Annotated in this window: 13 protein-coding genes and 2 pseudogenes; 7 read left to right on the top strand and 8 right to left on the bottom strand. The window is 71.9% G+C overall.

The window, feature by feature from the left end:
• Nucleotides 1-8: 8 nt before the first annotated feature.
• Nucleotides 9-566, top strand: a complete 558-nt coding sequence (locus REH65_RS09555; protein WP_406692165.1) for an isochorismatase family protein — start codon at nt 9-11, stop codon at nt 564-566.
• Nucleotides 567-613: 47 nt separating this feature from the next.
• Nucleotides 614-1,330: a class I SAM-dependent methyltransferase gene (locus REH65_RS09550; RefSeq protein ID WP_406692164.1), complete on the top strand. Its 717-nt coding sequence runs from the start codon at nt 614-616 to the stop codon at nt 1,328-1,330.
• 10 nt (nt 1,331-1,340) lie between these two features.
• Here REH65_RS09550 and REH65_RS09545 read toward each other — a convergent pair whose 3' ends face one another.
• Nucleotides 1,341-2,171 carry a hypothetical protein gene (locus tag REH65_RS09545; protein ID WP_406692163.1) on the bottom strand — a complete coding sequence of 277 codons (831 nt, stop codon included), beginning with the start codon at nt 2,169-2,171 and terminating at the stop codon, nt 1,341-1,343.
• A gap of 84 nt (nt 2,172-2,255) precedes the next feature.
• Between REH65_RS09545 and REH65_RS09540 the strand changes: the two genes are divergently transcribed.
• Together REH65_RS09540 and REH65_RS09535 are read left to right on the top strand one after the other, a co-directional pair.
• Nucleotides 2,256-2,711, top strand: a complete 456-nt coding sequence (locus REH65_RS09540) for a hypothetical protein (protein ID WP_406692162.1) — start codon at nt 2,256-2,258, stop codon at nt 2,709-2,711.
• Nucleotides 2,712-2,755: 44 nt separating this feature from the next.
• Complete coding sequence (locus REH65_RS09535; protein WP_406692161.1) at nt 2,756-3,334, top strand: HhH-GPD-type base excision DNA repair protein; 579 nt, start codon at nt 2,756-2,758, stop codon at nt 3,332-3,334.
• An 85-nt stretch (nt 3,335-3,419) separates the two neighbouring features.
• Here the strand turns inward: REH65_RS09535 and REH65_RS09530 are convergent.
• The 5 genes and pseudogenes from REH65_RS09530 to REH65_RS09510 all read right to left on the bottom strand — a co-directional run bounded on the left by REH65_RS09530 (nt 3,420) and on the right by REH65_RS09510 (nt 11,567).
• Nucleotides 3,420-5,041 (bottom strand): annotated as a pseudogene (locus REH65_RS09530) (allophanate hydrolase).
• Between the two features lie 35 nt (nt 5,042-5,076).
• On the bottom strand, nt 5,077-8,640 hold the full coding sequence (uca, locus tag REH65_RS09525) for an urea carboxylase (RefSeq protein WP_406692160.1): 3,564 nt from the start codon (nt 8,638-8,640) through the stop codon (nt 5,077-5,079).
• Entirely contained in the window at nt 8,633-9,259 is a 627-nt protein-coding gene (locus tag REH65_RS09520) for an urea amidolyase associated protein UAAP2 (RefSeq protein ID WP_406692159.1), read from the bottom strand. Before REH65_RS09520 ends, uca begins: the two co-directional genes overlap by 8 nt.
• Nucleotides 9,256-10,086: an urea amidolyase associated protein UAAP1 gene (locus REH65_RS09515; protein ID WP_406692158.1), complete on the bottom strand. Its 831-nt coding sequence runs from the start codon at nt 10,084-10,086 to the stop codon at nt 9,256-9,258. Before REH65_RS09515 ends, REH65_RS09520 begins: the two co-directional genes overlap by 4 nt.
• An 11-nt stretch (nt 10,087-10,097) precedes the next feature.
• On the bottom strand, nt 10,098-11,567 hold the full coding sequence (locus tag REH65_RS09510) for an amino acid permease (RefSeq protein WP_406692157.1): 1,470 nt from the start codon (nt 11,565-11,567) through the stop codon (nt 10,098-10,100).
• 173 nt (nt 11,568-11,740) lie between these two features.
• Between REH65_RS09510 and REH65_RS09505 the strand changes: the two genes are divergently transcribed.
• Nucleotides 11,741-12,385 carry a TetR/AcrR family transcriptional regulator gene (locus REH65_RS09505; RefSeq protein ID WP_406692156.1) on the top strand — a complete coding sequence of 215 codons (645 nt, stop codon included), beginning with the start codon at nt 11,741-11,743 and terminating at the stop codon, nt 12,383-12,385.
• A 22-nt stretch (nt 12,386-12,407) separates the two neighbouring features.
• Here REH65_RS09505 and REH65_RS09500 read toward each other — a convergent pair whose 3' ends face one another.
• Nucleotides 12,408-13,082, bottom strand: a complete 675-nt coding sequence (locus REH65_RS09500) for a lysophospholipid acyltransferase family protein (protein ID WP_406692155.1) — start codon at nt 13,080-13,082, stop codon at nt 12,408-12,410.
• A 136-nt stretch (nt 13,083-13,218) separates the two neighbouring features.
• On the opposite strand from REH65_RS09500, the pseudogene REH65_RS09495 reads away from it, so the two are divergent.
• Nucleotides 13,219-13,567 (top strand): annotated as a pseudogene (locus tag REH65_RS09495) (DUF3099 domain-containing protein).
• A 72-nt stretch (nt 13,568-13,639) separates the two neighbouring features.
• Nucleotides 13,640-13,891 (top strand): DUF3039 domain-containing protein, encoded by a 252-nt coding sequence (locus REH65_RS09490; RefSeq protein ID WP_093416538.1) that lies wholly within the window; start codon nt 13,640-13,642, stop codon nt 13,889-13,891.
• Between the two features lie 26 nt (nt 13,892-13,917).
• Here REH65_RS09490 and REH65_RS09485 read toward each other — a convergent pair whose 3' ends face one another.
• Complete coding sequence (locus REH65_RS09485; protein WP_406692154.1) at nt 13,918-15,078, bottom strand: YihY/virulence factor BrkB family protein; 1,161 nt, start codon at nt 15,076-15,078, stop codon at nt 13,918-13,920.
• Between the last annotated feature and the right edge of the window lie 36 nt (nt 15,079-15,114).

The following is a 15,114-nucleotide window of genomic DNA, read 5'->3' as shown; positions in this document are numbered from 1 at the left end:
GAGATGCCATGACCACTCTGGAGAACAGGCCGAACACGGCGTTGCTCGTCATCGACGTGCAGAACGGCGTGGTCGCCGACGCCCACGACCGGAACCGCGTCGTGGCCAACATCGGCGACCTCGTGGACCGGGCGCGGGCGGCCGGGGTGGACGTGGTCTGGGTCCAGCACCACGACGACGGCCTGATCCGCGACAGCGAGGGCTGGGACCTGGTGCCCGAGCTGGACCGGGGCGACGCCGAGTCGTTGGTGCACAAGTCCTACGGGGACGCCTTCGAGGGCACCGAGCTGGAGAAGGTGCTCGCCGCGCGCGGCATCGGCCGGGTGATCGTGGCGGGAGCGCAGACCGACCAGTGCGTGCGGTGCACCCTGCACGGGGCGTTCACCCGCGGTTACGACGCGACGCTGGTCAGCGACGCGCACACCACCAGCGACCTGACCCGCTACGGCGCGCCCTCGCCGGAGGAGGTCATCGCGCACACCAACCTGTACTGGCAGTACCAGGTCGCCCCAGGCCGCACGGCGGGCACGGTCAGCACGGCCGAACTGGACTTCGCGTCGCAGTGAGCGGAAAGGCGGTACGCATCGCGCGCCCGCGCCGCTAGATTCGGCCGGTGCCTGACGCGATGTTCGCCCATCCCTGGCTCGCGCCGCTCTACGACGCGTTCGAACCGGACCGCAGTGACCTCGACGCCTACCTGGAGATCGCCGACGAGCTGGGCTCGGCCCGGGTCCTCGACGTCGGCTGCGGCACCGGCTCTTTGGCGATCCGGCTTGAGGAGACCGGGCGCACGGTCGTCGGGACCGACCCGGCCGAGGCATCCCTCGCGGTCGCCCGCGCCAAGGACGGGTCTGCCCGCGTCGTCTGGGTGCGCTGCGACGCCACGATCCTGCCGACGATCGCCGCCGACCTGGCGGTGATGACCGGCAACGTCGCGCAGCTCTTCACCACCGACGAGGAGTGGACGCGAGTCCTGCTCAGCGTCCGCGCCGCCCTGCGGCCGGGAACCCACTTGGTGTTCGAGAGCCGCAAACCGGCGCGCCGGGCGTGGGAGCGGTGGCCCGGCACCACCAGCGTCGACCTGCCGGGTATCGGCCTGGTCGAACGGCACGACGAGCTGACCGACGTGACGCCGCCGCTGATCTCCTTCCGCAGCACCTACCGCTTCCCCGACGGCGAGGAGCTCCTCTCCGACTCCACCCTCCGGTTCCGCACCGAGGAGGAGATCGCGACGAGCCTCGCCGAAGCGGGCTTCGACCTCCTCGAAGTCAGGGAGGCCCCGGACCGCCCCGACGAGGAGCACGTCTACCTCACCCGGCGCACCGACTGATCAACCCACCTCAACCGGCCCGGACGAGCTTGTAGTGCAGGCGCACCACGGGGGCGGACCACAGGTGCAGGGCGTGGTCGGTGCGCAGGGTCCCCTCGTTGTCGACGAAGACGTGGAAGGTCTCGTGGATCGGGATGCGGGCGGCGAAGGTGCGCCCGCCGTCCGCGACGACGGCGTAGGCGCCGTCCTGGCCGAACGCACCGGCGGGCGACCGCAGCTCCAGACCGCCCCCGGGCAGCGCCACGGGACGCAGGAAGACCTGGACGTTGCCTGATTCGAGTGGGAACGCCACGTGCACGCTCGGGCTGCGCCGACCCGGCAGCGTCCGGGTCGCGTAGTGCCCGCTGTAGACGTACTCGCCGGTCGAGCGCAGCGTCCGGATCCACGCGGCGGCACGCCGGGTCCCGCCGGGATCTAGGACGGGCACGACCTTGCTGTCCATGCCGCGGGCCACGTCGAGCGGCCGGGTGGGCAGCGCGAGCTGCTGCACGCGGCGTCCGAACAGCCGGGAGACGACCTCACCGCCGGGCTGGAACACCGGGTTCCACTGGGTCCACACCTCCATCCGCCACCGCGAGGTGCGCTCGTAGAAGTCCCGGACGTCCGGGTGCAGGTCGGCCGCTCGGAAATCCGGCCCGTCCAGCTCCGACATGTCGGCGAGCAGCCCGGTCTCGTCCGCGTCGGCGTGGTCGTGGGGGAGCAACCAGTCCTCGCCGACGACCGAGCGGTCGTGCATCGGCGCGTCGAGCCAGGGCTCGGAACCGGCGAGGTCGACGGGGCGGCCGGTGATCCGCCAGAACAGCCGCGTGGCCCGATCGAGGCTCGACGTCCAGGTGCGCACGCGCCACAGCCTGCCAAAGCGCCCAGGGTGCGTGTTCGGGCGGAAGCGGTCACGAGCGGTCGTTCGGCGCGTAGCGTGCGGCGGGTGGAGGTCTCGCAGCTTCCCCGCATCGATGAGCACTCGGTCGGGGTCGACGCCGATCCCGACGCGGTGTGGCTCGCGCTGAGCGCGCGGCTCGACGGGATCGCCGGAGCTCCGGCCGGCGCGTACGCCCGTCTCATCGGATCGCCCGACCACGCCGCGTCCGGGCCGCGGCCGCTGGCCGAGGGCTCGGTGCTGCCCGGGTTCCGGGTGGTCAGCGCGACGCGGGGAGAGGAGCTGACGCTCCGGGGACACCACCGCTTCTCGGTCTACGCGCTGCGCTTCCGCATCGAACGCGAGGGCGTCGGGCGCTGCCGGCTCACGGCTGAGAGCCGGGCGACCTTCCCGGGTGTCGGCGGTGCGATCTACCGGTTCCTCGTCATCGGCACGCGCGGTCACGGGTTCGCGGTGCGCCGTCTCCTCGCCGGGGTCGCTTCCCGCGCGGAACTGGCCGGGTGAGTCGGGAGCACGCCCTGGCCCCGGGTGCGTGAGATGATGCGGGCATGTCCGACGCACTGCACCTGACCGGCGACGCCGAGGCGGACCGCCTGCTCTCCGAGGACTCGTTCGCCCTGCTCACCGGCATGCTGCTGGATCAGCAGGTGGCGATGGAGCTGGCGTTCGCCGGGCCGAAGAAGATCGATGACCGGATGGGCGGGTTCGACGTCACCAAGATCGCCGAGTGCGATCCGGAGGAGTTCGTCGAGCTCTGCGTGCAGAAACCGGCGATCCACCGCTACGGCGGGTCGATGGCCAAGCGCGTGCAGGCCCTCGCGCAGCACGTCGTCGAGCACTACGACGGGCGCACCGAGCGGATCTGGACCGACGGCGACCCCGACGGCAAGGAAGTCCTCAAGCGGCTCAAGGCCCTGCCCGGCTACGGCGACCAGAAGGCCCGCATCTTCCTCGCCCTGCTCGGCAAGCAGCGCGGCGTCCAGCCGAAGGGCTGGCGCGAAGCAGCGGGCGCGTACGGCGACGACGGCTCCCGCCGCTCCATCGCCGACGTCGTCGACGAGCAGACCCTCCAGGAGGTCCGCTCCTTCAAGAAGGAGCAGAAGGCCGCCGCGAAGGCCGCGAAGTGACCACGGGACAGTTCTAGCCACAACTGCCCGGACACTTCGGACATCCCCCGGGGGTGGTTGTGGCTGGAGCTGTCCACTGCCGGGTTCAGCGATCCGCGAGGTAGGCGCGCCAGCTCCCGTGGTGCGTGATGTCCTCCGCGTCGTGGAGGGCGGTGGGTTCGCAGAGGAAGCCCCGGACCGTCGAGCCGTCGGCGAGCTCCACCGCTCCGATGGTCATCGGGGCGGGCAGGGCCGCGACGAAGGAACCGAACGCGGCCGCGGTGAGCTCCCAGACCTCGACCTCGACGGCCTTGCCCGCGTCGGCGCGCACCAGCCCCGGTTTCGGCGGCGTCGTGCGCAGGGCGTGCAGCCGGTAGGTCGGCGCCGTCGTGGTGCTGCGCACCAGGCGGGCGTTGCGGTCGGTGAGCTGGTGGTTCAGCGGCTGACCGCTCAGGTGAGCCCCGGCGACCGCCAGCAGCACAGGCTCGGGCTCCTCGAGCAGGGCCGCGAGGTGCGCGAGGGCGCGGTCCTGGTGCGCGGCGCCGACCAGCGTGACGCCGAACGGCAGACCGCCGACCCGGCCCGCCGGGATCGCCAGGGCCGCGAGTCCCAGCAGGTTCGCGAAGTTGGTGAACCGCCCCAGCGCGCTGTTCACCCCGACCGGGTCGGCCGCGACCTCGGCGATCGTGGGATGCCCGGTGGTGGTCGGCAGCAGCAGCGCGTCCACCCCGCGCAGCTGGATCTGGGACTCGGCGCCGAGCTCGGCCAGCCGCCGCCGGTCGGTGAACACCTGGTGCGCGGGGATCCGGCCCGCCGCGGAGATGATCTCACCGACCACCGGATCGACCTCGTCGCGGTGGGCGTCGACGAACTCGCCGACCGCCGCGTACCTCTCGGCCACGAACGCGCCCTGGTACAGCAGCTCCGCCGCGCGCAGGAACGGGTCGAGGTCGACGGGCACCAGCTCCGCACCCGAGGCCCGGAACCGCTCGGCGACCTCGGCGAACGCCTCCGCCCAGCCCGGGGCCAGTTCGCCGAGGGCGTCCGGGACGCCGATGCGGTGCGGGGCGGCCGGGGTCGACGCCGGGACCAGTGGGGCGAGCACGTCCAGCGCTCGGTGTGCCTCGGCCACCGTGCGGGCGAAGACGGTCACGCAGTCGATGCTCGCGCACGCCGGCACGACGCCCTCGGTGGAGATCAGGCCGTTGGTCGGTTTCAGCCCCACGATCCCGTTCAGCGCGGCCGGGACCCGGCCCGACCCGGCGGTGTCCGTGCCCAGAGCGAGATCGGCGATGCCCAGCGCGACCGCCACCGCCGAGCCCGAACTCGACCCGCCCGAGATGCGCTCGGGATCCACGGCGTTGCGGACGGCGCCGTGCGGGGAACGCGTCCCGACCAGGCCCGTCGCGAACTGGTCGAGGTTGGTGGTGCCCAGCACCAGCGCCCCGGCCGCGCGCAGTCGCGCCACCGCCGGCGCGTCGGAGGCGGGCCGGTAGGCGTAGGCCGGGCACCCGGCCGTAGTGGGCAGCCCGGCGACGTCGATGTTGCCCTTGACGGCGACCAGCTTCCCGGCGAGCGGCAGCGGTTCCCCGGCGCGCAGCCGGACGGCGATCTCGACCGCCTCCTCCAGCAGTTCCGGTTCGGGCCGCAGGTCGACCCACACCTGGGGCGATCGACCTCGGCGATGCGCCGGTAGGCGGTCCGCACTCGGGCGCGCAACGACTCCAGTGACGACACGTCGTCTCCTTTGCATGAGCGGGGTGTCAGGGGGCGAGGGTGAGCAGCGGAGTGCCGGGACCGACCTGGTCCCCGGGGGCGACGAGGAGTTCGGCGACCGTGCCGGTGATGGGGGCCGTGATCGGGGCTTCGGTCTTCATGGCCTCCAGCGCCAACAGCGACTCACCGGCTTCGACGCGCTGACCCGGCCGGACGTCGGTGCGCCAGACGGTGGCCACGAACGGCGCCTCCACCACCTGCCCGCCCGCCGGCGCCTCGACCGTCGCGGTCGTCGCGGGAGCCTGCTCCGGTTCGGGTTTCGGGTCGAACTCGCCCGCGGCCTCCCACGCCTGGCGCTCGGCCTCGAACGCCTCGGCCTGCGTCCGGCGGAACTCGTTGATGCTGTCGGCGTTCTCGGCCAGGAAGCGCTCGTGGTCGGCGAGCACGAACTCGTCCTCGGTGATGTCGAGCTCCAGCCGCCCGGCCGCGCAATCGGCGCGCAGGTCCAGCAGCTCCTCCGCCGAGACCGGGTGCCACTTGATCCGGTCGAAGAACCGCAGCAGCCACGGCGATCCCGGCTCGAACGAGCCGCGCTGCTGCCACCCGCTCCACACCTGCACCGTGCGTCCGACGAACTGGTAGCCGCCGGGGCCCTCCATGCCGTAGATGCAGAGGTAGGCACCGCCGATGCCGACGGAGTTCTCCGCGGTCCAGGTGCGGGCCGGGTTGTACTTCGTGGTGATCAACCGGTGCCGCGGGTCCAGCGGGGTGGCCACCGGCGCGCCCAGGTAGACGTCACCCAGACCCAGCACCAGGTAGTCGGCGTCGAACACCGTCCGGTACACGTCGTCCACACTGGACAGGCCGTTGGCGCGGCGGATGAACTCGATGTTCCACGGACACCACGGCGCGTCGTCGCGGACACCGGCCATGTAGCGCTCGATGGCCTCGCGGGTCGCCGGATCGTCCCAGGACAGCGGCAGGTGCACGGTCCGGCTCGGCACTCGCAACCGCGAGGTCGGCGGCAGCTCCGCCTCCAGCTCCCGGACCAGCCCGAGCGCCTTGTGCACCGACAGCTCGTCGGGGGCGACGTGCAGCTGCAGTGACCGGATGCCCGGCGTGAGGTCGACGATGCCGCCCAGCCGCTGCTCGCGGAGCTTCTCGGCCAGCGCGTGCACCCGCATCCGCAGCGCCAGGTCCAGCTTCATCGGCCCGTACTCGACCAGCAGGTTGTCGTCCCCGCTGCGCCGGTAGGTCACCGACGGGCGCGTCTCGTCGGCCTCCAGCGCCCCGAGCACGCCGCCGTCCTGCACCACCGGACGACTCGACCGCAGCGCCGAACCGGGACGTCGTCGCAGCTCGGCGGCGTGGTCGGTGCTGATCGGCGTGAACCGGACGGTGTCGCCCGGTCGCAGCTGGCCGAGCTTCCAGCGCTCGCCGGTGGCCACCGTGGCCGGGCAGACGAAACCGCCGAGGCTGGGACCATCGGGTCCGAGCAGGATCGGCAGATCGCCCGTGTAGTCCACCGCCGCCACCGAGTACGGGGTGTCGTGGATGTTCGACGGGTGCAGCCCGGCCTCGCCGCCGTTGCTGCGCGCCCACGTCGGGCGCGGCCCGACCAGCCGCACCCCGGTGCGCGCTGAGTTGAAGTGCACCTGCCAGTCGGTGGCGTAGAAGGTCTCGACGTCCTCGGCGGTGAAGAACTCCGGCGCCGAGTGCGGCCCCTCCAGGGCACCGATCACCCACGCCTGCGTGAGCTGCGGGCGACGCTCCGCAGGCACCGGGCCGGCCGGTTCGCCGGAGGCGGCGCCGGGCTGCAGCACGTCGCCGACGCGCAGCGCGCGGCCACCGTGCCCGCCGAATCGGCCGAGCGTGAACGTGCTGGCGCTGCCGAGGAATTCCGGCACGTCGAAGCCGCCCGCGACCAGCAGGTAGGTGCGCAGCCCCGGTCCTTCGGTGGTGCCGATGTCGAGCACCCCGCCGGCCGGGACCTCGAACGGCTGCCACATCGGCATCGCCGCGTCGTCGACGGCGACCGGGGCGGGCGCGCCGGTGACGCAGACCGAGACCGGGTGCGAGAACCGCAGCGCCGGACCGTCCACGGTGCACTCCAGGCCGGGCGCGCCCTCGGGGTTGCCCAGGGCGGTGTTGCCCAGCCGGAACGACAGGTCGTCCATAGGCCCGCACGGCGGCACCCCGACGTGCCAGAACCCGAGCCTGCCCGGCCAGTCCTGCACGGTGGTCATCGTCCCGGCCCGACGCACCTCGATCGTCGGTTCGTCGTCGGTGACCTCGGCCAAGGTGGCCGTGTCGTGGACGACGCCGCGGAATCGCGGCTCGTCGAGCGCCGCCCGCAGCAGCCCGAGGTTTGTGCGGATTCCGTCGACGCGGGTCGCGCGCGCCGCCCGCGCGGCGGCCTCCAGCGCCTCGGCGCGGGTCTTGCCGGTGACCACGAGCTTGGCGAGCAACGAGTCGTAGTGCGAGGTCACCTCGGTGCCTGTCTCCACCCACGTGTCCGCGCGGGCCCCTGCGGGGAACTGCACGCGCGTGAGCAGCCCGGCGCTGGGCCGGTGGCCGCGAGCCGGGTCCTCGGCGCAGACCCGCAGCTGCACGGCGTGACCGCGCGGCTGCGGCGGCGCGTCGAGCATGTCCGAGTCGCCGCTCGCGACGCGCAGCATCCACGACACCAGGTCGACTCCGAAGACTTCCTCGGTCACCGTGTGCTCGACCTGCAACCGGGTGTTGACCTCGAGGAACGCAGCCTCGCCGCGCTCGACGTCGTAGACGAACTCCACCGTTCCCGCAGACCGGTAGTACACCGATGAGCACAGCGTGAGCGCCGCGTCGGTGATCTGCCTGCGCAGGGGTTCCGGCAGATCCGGTGCGGGGCACTCCTCGACGACCTTCTGGTTGCGGCGCTGCAGGGTGCAGTCCCGGTCGCCCAGCGCCAGCACGTTCCCGCTGCCGTCGCCGAAGACCTGCACCTCGACGTGCCGTGCCCGCTCCACCAGTCGTTCCAGGAAAACTCCTGCGGTGGCGAAGTTCTTGGCGGCCACGTCCTGCACCGACTTCCACGCCGAGCGCAGCTCGCCGGTGTCGCGGCAGGCGCGCATGCCGATCCCGCCGCCACCACCGGTGGCCTTGAGTATCACCGGGAAACCGATCTCCTCGGCGGCCGCGACGGCTTCCTCCGCCGTGGACAGCAGGCCGGTTCCCGGCAGCAGCGGCACGCCCGCGTTGATCGCCTGCTCGCGCGCGGTGTGCTTGCTACCGAACAGCTCCAGCTGATGCGGCGTCGGGCCGACGAAGGCGATGCCCGCGTCCTCCACGGCGCGCGCGAAACCCGCGTCCTCGCTGAGGAACCCGTACCCCGGGTGGATCGCGTCGGCACCGGTGCGGCGAGCGGCGTCGAGCACGCGCCCGACCGACAGGTAGCTCTCCTCGGCCGGCGAACCACCCAGCAGCACCGCCTCGTCGGCCAGCCGGACGTGCGGAGCGCAGCGATCCGCGTCCGAGTGCACCGCGACGGTCGCGATGCCCAGTTCCCGCGCGCTCCGCAGGATCCGCACCGCGATCTCGCCCCGGTTGGCCACCAGCAGCTTGTCAACCACGCGGCACCTCGCCCTCGGAATCGGTGACCACCATCCGCACCTCGGACGGCTTGAACCCGTTGCACGGGTTGTTGATCTGCGGGCAGTTCGACACCAGCACCAGCACGTCGGTCTCGGCGCGCAGCGCGACCCGCAGGCCCGGCGCGGAGATGCCGTCGACGATGCCGAGCGTGCCGTCGTCCTCGACCGGCACGTTCATGTACCAGTTGACGTTGCCCACCAGGTCGCGCTTGCCCAGTCCCCAGCGGGAACCCTCGATGAGGAAGTTCTCCACGCATCCGTGCTGGTGGTAGGTGTGGTGGCCGTACCGCAGCGTGTTGGACTCCTTGCTGCAGGCGCCGCCGATCGTGTCGTGCCGCCCGCAGGTGTCGGCCACGACGGTCATCAGCGGGTCGTCCTCGTGGCTGCGCAGCACGCTGCCCGTGGTGAGGAAGATGTTGCCCTGCCTGGCGATCGTGGAGCCCGCGCTGTAGCGGCGGGAGGTGTTGGCGGCGTCGTAGACGAGGAAGTCCACGGCCTGGTTGCCCTGCAGGTCGATGATGTGCAGCACGTGCCCGCGCTCGACGACCGCCGAGAACGGAGCGCGCGGGGCGACGACCTGGTCCAGCACGGTGCTCATGCGATCCCCCTCGCGGCGAGGTAGTCGGCGGTGTTGGCGAAGGCCCGGCGGCCTTCGGGAGTCCGGGTCCGCAGCGCGTCGTCCGGGCCGGTGGGCGTGCCGCGCCAGGCCAGGACCTCCAGCGTCGAGGCGGTGTAGTCCGGGCGGGGATCCAGCGGGTGCGGGGTGTTGGCGATCGAGACGATCACCGGCATCTCCACCCGCAGAGTCACCGACGCGCCCGCCCCCGTGCCGCCGGTGAACTCCAGCCCGCCGTCACCGGAGACCTGGATTCCCTTGAGCAGCGCGAGGCTCGGCGCCACGTCGCGCGGGCCGAGACCGTGCTTGGCGAGTGCGAGCTTGAGCAGCTCGCGCCCGGCGGGGGAGTCGCTGTGCGGCTCGCCCGCCCCGTACTTGGCGGTGTTGCCCGCGAGCGCGGACGCCGAGCACAGCGCGTCGTGCGCACCGGAGGTGTCGGCGACGATCGTGGCCAGCACGCGCGCCTGGTCGGACAGCAGCAGGTCGCCGGAACCCAGGTAGGCGTTCCACTGCACCTTCACGGTGTCGTTGACGTTGAGCCGTTCGATCGGCTCGAAGGCGTTGTGCAGCAGCAGGTTCGCGCAGGCGTCGCCGTTCAGGTCGGTCAGCCGCAGGTGCGTGCCGCGCGCCAGGACCTTGTGCGCGTAGCCGCCGCCGGCGACGGTCTCGGCCCACACCAGCGATTCCGGCGCGACGCCCTCGGGCGGGGTCGGCCATGCCGACGCGGGCAGTACCGGCATCGCCTCGGCGGTGGCCCCTTCCTGCGCCCGTGCGTGCTCGCGGGCTCCGTACGTGGTCGCGGTGGTCACGTTCGCCTCCTTCATGCTTCGACGGGTTCGGGAGTGGGCGCGGCGCGGCACCAGCACAACCAGCCGGTCAGCGCCGCGAACGCGAGGAACTCGAGGGGGAACAGCAGCAACCAGACCGATCCGGTGCCGGAGGCGTCGTAGACCTCGGGGCGCGGCCAGGCGATGTTGACGATCATCAGCACGCCCCACACGACCGCCGCGACGTTGACCGGCAGCGCCCAGCGGCCCAGCGAGAACAGCCCGGGCCGGGCGCCGAACTCGCCGCGGATCCGGCGGCGCAGCAGCGGCAGCGTCACCAGCAGGTAGGCCACGTAGACCACGACGACCGAGGTGCCGGTGATCGCGCTGAAGATCGTCGGGTTGCCCAGGTTGACCAGCAGCAGCGCGACCGCGACCGCGCCCGAGACCAGAGCGGGCAGCAGCGGGGTGCCGGTGCGCGGGTTCACCCTGGCCAGCCGCGCGGAGGCGGGGAGGGCCCCGTCGCGGGCCATGGAGTAGCAGAGCCGGATGGTGCCGGTCTGGATCGTCAGCGTGCATACCACGACCGCGATCGCCACGTCGGCCAGGAAGATCCGGCCCAGCACGTCGCCGAAAACGGCCTGGATGACGTACGGCAGGCCCTGGTCGGCGAGGTTGCCGTCGGTCAGGCTCGGCGCGGCCATGAGCGCCACCAGGATCACCGCCAGACCGCCGAGACCGGAGATCAGCAGCGCCCGCAGCACCGCTCGCGGCGCCGCTTTGCGGGCGTTGACGGTCTCCTCGGCGACCGAGGCGGCGGTGTCGAAGCCGTAGAGGACGTAGCCCGCCATCAGCGCCGAGGCCAGCAATCCCGCGCCGGTCCCGGTGTCCGGCAGCGGCGCGGTGACCACCTGCGGGCCGCGCACGGCGAACAACGCCAGCCCGGCGACGAGTACCGCGACCCCGGCGAGCTCGGCGGCCACGCCGATGTCGTTGATGCGCGCCATGATCCGCACCCCGGCGACGTTGGCGGCCGTGGTGCACACGATCAGCGCGCTGCCCAGCAGCACCGCGTTGGTCGCGCCGGTCGGTGAGGTGATCGACGGATCGCCGCCGACCAGCTGGAACCCGCTCCACACCGACGGCAGCACGACCTGCAGCGCGATCGCCGCTGCGGCCAGCGCCACGGTGCAGCCCAGCAGCATCATCCATCCGGCCAGCCAACCCGCGAAGCCGCGGGAGACGTGCTTGGCCCACTGGTAGATCGACCCGGCCAGCGGGTAGCGGGCGGCGAGCTCGGCGAAGTTCAGCGCCACGAGCAGCTGACCGGCGATCACCACCGGCCAGGTCCAGAAGAACATCGTGCCGCCGAAGGAGTAGCCGAGCCCGAACAGCTGGAAGACGGTGGTCAGGATCGACACGAACGAGAACCCGGCGGCGAACGCGCTGAACGAACCGAGCGTGCGGCGCAGCTCCTGCCGGTAGCCGAAGGCGGTCAGCTCATCGGTGTGGGTGGCTGTCACGCGACCTCCTCGAGGTCTATTTCTGTCGCACGACAGAAATTAAGGACCTGCGAAGACGTGCGTGTGCCGACGAGATCACGTCTGGGTTAGCCGGTGTGAGAACCGTGTTTCGCGAACCCGCCGCTCCGCCTGTCGCCCGCTCGCGCCGCAACGGCATCGGGGAGGATGGGGGCGTGCGAACGAAGGTGGGACGGCCCAGGGCGGGATCGGCGGGAACAGGCGATTCCCGGGAGGACCTGCTGGCCGCGGGTGCGGCGTTGTTCACCGAGCGGGGTTTCGCGGCCACGACCACGCGGGCGCTGGCCGAGCGGGCGGGGCTGCGGCAGGCGGCGCTGTACCACTACTTCGAGACCAAGGAGGACGTCCTCGCGGCGCTGCTGGAGCGCACCGTGCGGCCCTCGGCGGAGTTCGCCGCCGCGCTGCTGCAGCGCCCCGAGGACCCCGCCGTGCGCTTGTGGGCGCTGTGCCGCACCGACATCGCGCTGCTGGCCGGTGGCGAACACAACCTGGGTGCGCTGTACCTGCTGCCGGAGATCGCCGGGCCGCGGTTCGAGGAGTTCCGCCGACAGCGCGCAGAGCTCAAGGACGCCTACCGGGTCCTCGTCGAAACCCTCGCCGGTCCGGAGGAGACCTCCCGCGCCGACTTCGTCTTCGGCGTCGTCGAGAGCGTCATCCTCATCCGCCGCGACGCGCACCACCTCGATCCCGACGACTTCGCCCGCGCCGGTGCCGACGCCGCTCTGCGCGCCGCCGGTGTCGGCGACGAGGGTCTGCCCGAGATCCGCGAGGCCGCCGACGCCCTCCGCCGCCGCACCTGATCCCCGGGGGAGAGAGCGGAGGTCAGGCGGCCGCTGCTGCGCCCGGTTTCTGGTACTTGTCGACGTACTCCTGGTCCGAGAGCTCGGCGATGGAGTACATGATCTCGTCGGTGATGGAGCGCAGGACCGGCAGCGAGGACTCCATGCCCGCGTAGCGGGAGAAGTCCAGCGGGTCGCCGAAGCGGACCGTGACCGGGGCGAGCCGGGGGATCTTGGTGCCGCGCGGCTGGAGCTTGTCGGTCCCGGTCAGCGCGACCGGGACGACCGGGGCACCGGTGCTGAGCGTGAGCCGGGCGACGCCGGTGCGGCCCCGGTAGAGGCGGCCGTCGGGGGAGCGGGTGCCCTCCGGGTGGATGCCGAAGGCACCGCCGTCGCGCAGCACCTGCTCGGCCGCGCCGATCGCCTCCATCGCGGCCCGGCCGCGCCCCCGCTCGACGGGGATCGCGCCCAGCGAGCTGAACAGCCACTTGCTGAGGCCGCCCTTCACGCCGGTCCCCTGGAAGTATTCGGCCTTGGCCAGGAACGCCACCGGGCGCGGCAGCACCAGCGGGACGATGAAGCTGTCCAGCACGGCGAGGTGGTTCGGCGCGAGGATCACCGGGCCCGTGGTGGGCACCTTGTCCGCGTCGATGACCTTCGGCCGGTAGACGGACCGCGCCACCGCGCCCACGACCCGTTTGCTCACCGCGTACAGCATCGTCCTGCCTCTCCCGCTGGTTCTCGCTCCGCCTCGAATCTAACCCCAGGAGGTTTCGAGCGTGGGTCTCGCGGGTCAACCGGAGGGGGCAATCGGCCGCCCCCGGGGGTATCGGCGGGCAGGCGCGGGTGGGAGCATGGAATTCGGAGGTAGCGTCGTGAACACTTCACATCGTGACGACTCCCCGGTGCTGATCACCGAGGCCCAGCCGTCGATGGACGATCAGCAGGCGATGCGTCGCCGCCGATACGCGATCATGATGGCCAGCCGCATCCCGTGCCTGATCGGAGCGGTGGTCGTGTTCCAGCTGTGGCAGCTGTGGTGGTTGTCACTGATCATCCTGGCGATCTCCATCCCGCTGCCGTGGATGGCGGTGCTGATCGCCAACGACCGGCCCGCGCGCGCAGACCGAGCACGTCAACCGGTTCCGCCGGTCGCACCGCAGCATCGAATCCCCAGGGCACCAGGTCATCGAAAGCGCCTGACCTTCGCTTTCCGCGAAGCGGGTGCGCCACCGCTGCGGACAGACCCATGCGGTGTGCGGCATCATTGGTGACATGAGCACGATGACGCTGCCGGAGACCGACACCCGGAACGAGACCGCTGATCAGGAAAGCGATGATCGTCCCGAGGTATTCCACTACGTGCAGAAGGACAAGATCGCCGAGAGCGCGGTCATGGGCACCTTCGTGGTGGCGCTGTGCGGGGAGGTCTTCCCGGTGACCAAGTCCGCCAAGCCGGGCTCGCCGGTCTGCCCGGACTGCAAGGAGATCTTCGAGTCGCTGCCCCCGGGCGGCGGTGACGAGTAGAGCGGTGCTCCCCGAACCGCCGCGGGTCAGCCGCCGTGCGGTTCGGGCTGGCCCGGGCGCTTGAAGGCCACCGGCTTGCCGTTGGTCGGCGGTTCCGGATCCGACGGCGGGTCCGCCTTCGGCTGCTGCCCGGATCGCGGCTCGGGCTCGTCGTCGTGCGGCGGGGGAGTGTTGTCCTCGCGCCACGCCCGGTAGCCGTCCTCGGTGTGCATCCGCTGCGCCAGCCGCCGCATCTCCAGGCGGCGCCAGCGGCGACGTTCCCGGCGCGTCATCTTCGCCGGCCACATTTCCTGGATCGCGTTGTTGAACTCGGCGCCCATGATGATCGCGAACCCGATGAAGAACGCGAACAGCAGGAACGCGATCGGCGTGGCCAGCGCGCCGTAGGTGTAGCCGGTGCTGGTGATCCACGTGATGTAGACCCGCAGCCCGTAGCTGGCCACCAGGAACAGCACCATCGCCAGCAGCGCGCCCGGCACGCCCCGGTGCCAGGGCAGCTTGCGCGGCAGCGCCACGCTGTAGAGCGTCGCCAGCGCGATCACCAGCCCGGCGGCCGTGGCGGGGTAGTAGATGGCGTGGATCAGCCAGGTGACGTCGTCCTGCAGGAAGTGCGGGAACACCGTGGGCAGCCACTCCGGGCCCAGGGCGATCACCGGCAGCCCCACGATCGCCAGCACCAGCCCCACCAGGTACAGCAGCAGCGCCACGATCCGCTGCCAGACGCTGTTGCGCACCAGGTACTGGTCGTAGGCCTGCGTGATCGAGTCGACCAGCGACGCCAGCGCCGACGAGCCCGCCCACAGCGACAGCAGGAAACCCATCGAGGCGATCTCGCTGCGCCCCTTGGTGAGGATGTCGCCGACCGTCGGCCCGATGATCTGGTCCACGACGCTGCTGGTGAACACCGTGGAGCAGAACGCCAGGATCTTGTCGTGCACCGCGTCGACGATCGCGGGGCCGAACCAGTCGCCCAGGTAGCCCAGGCTGCCCAGCAGACCCAGCAGCAGCGGTGGCAGCGACATCGTCTGCCAGAACGCGGCGGCCGCCGACTCGGAGAAGATGTTGTCCCACCACGCCTTGTCCAGGGTGCGCGCGATCAAGCGCAGGGGACCGCGGCGGACCGGGACCTCGTCCCGCGCCGCGGTTGCGCTGCGCCCCCGACTGTCTGGCGAACTTGGCGAACCCATCTCGCCTACAAGGATGCTGCATGGACCGCGCGCGCA

The organism is Saccharopolyspora sp. ID03-671, from assembly GCF_045278815.1.
In the GTDB taxonomy this organism is placed as follows: domain Bacteria; phylum Actinomycetota; class Actinomycetes; order Mycobacteriales; family Pseudonocardiaceae; genus Saccharopolyspora; species Saccharopolyspora ipomoeae.
Note: the sequence above shows the minus strand (reverse complement) of the source record. Positions and strands in the feature narration are given on the sequence as shown.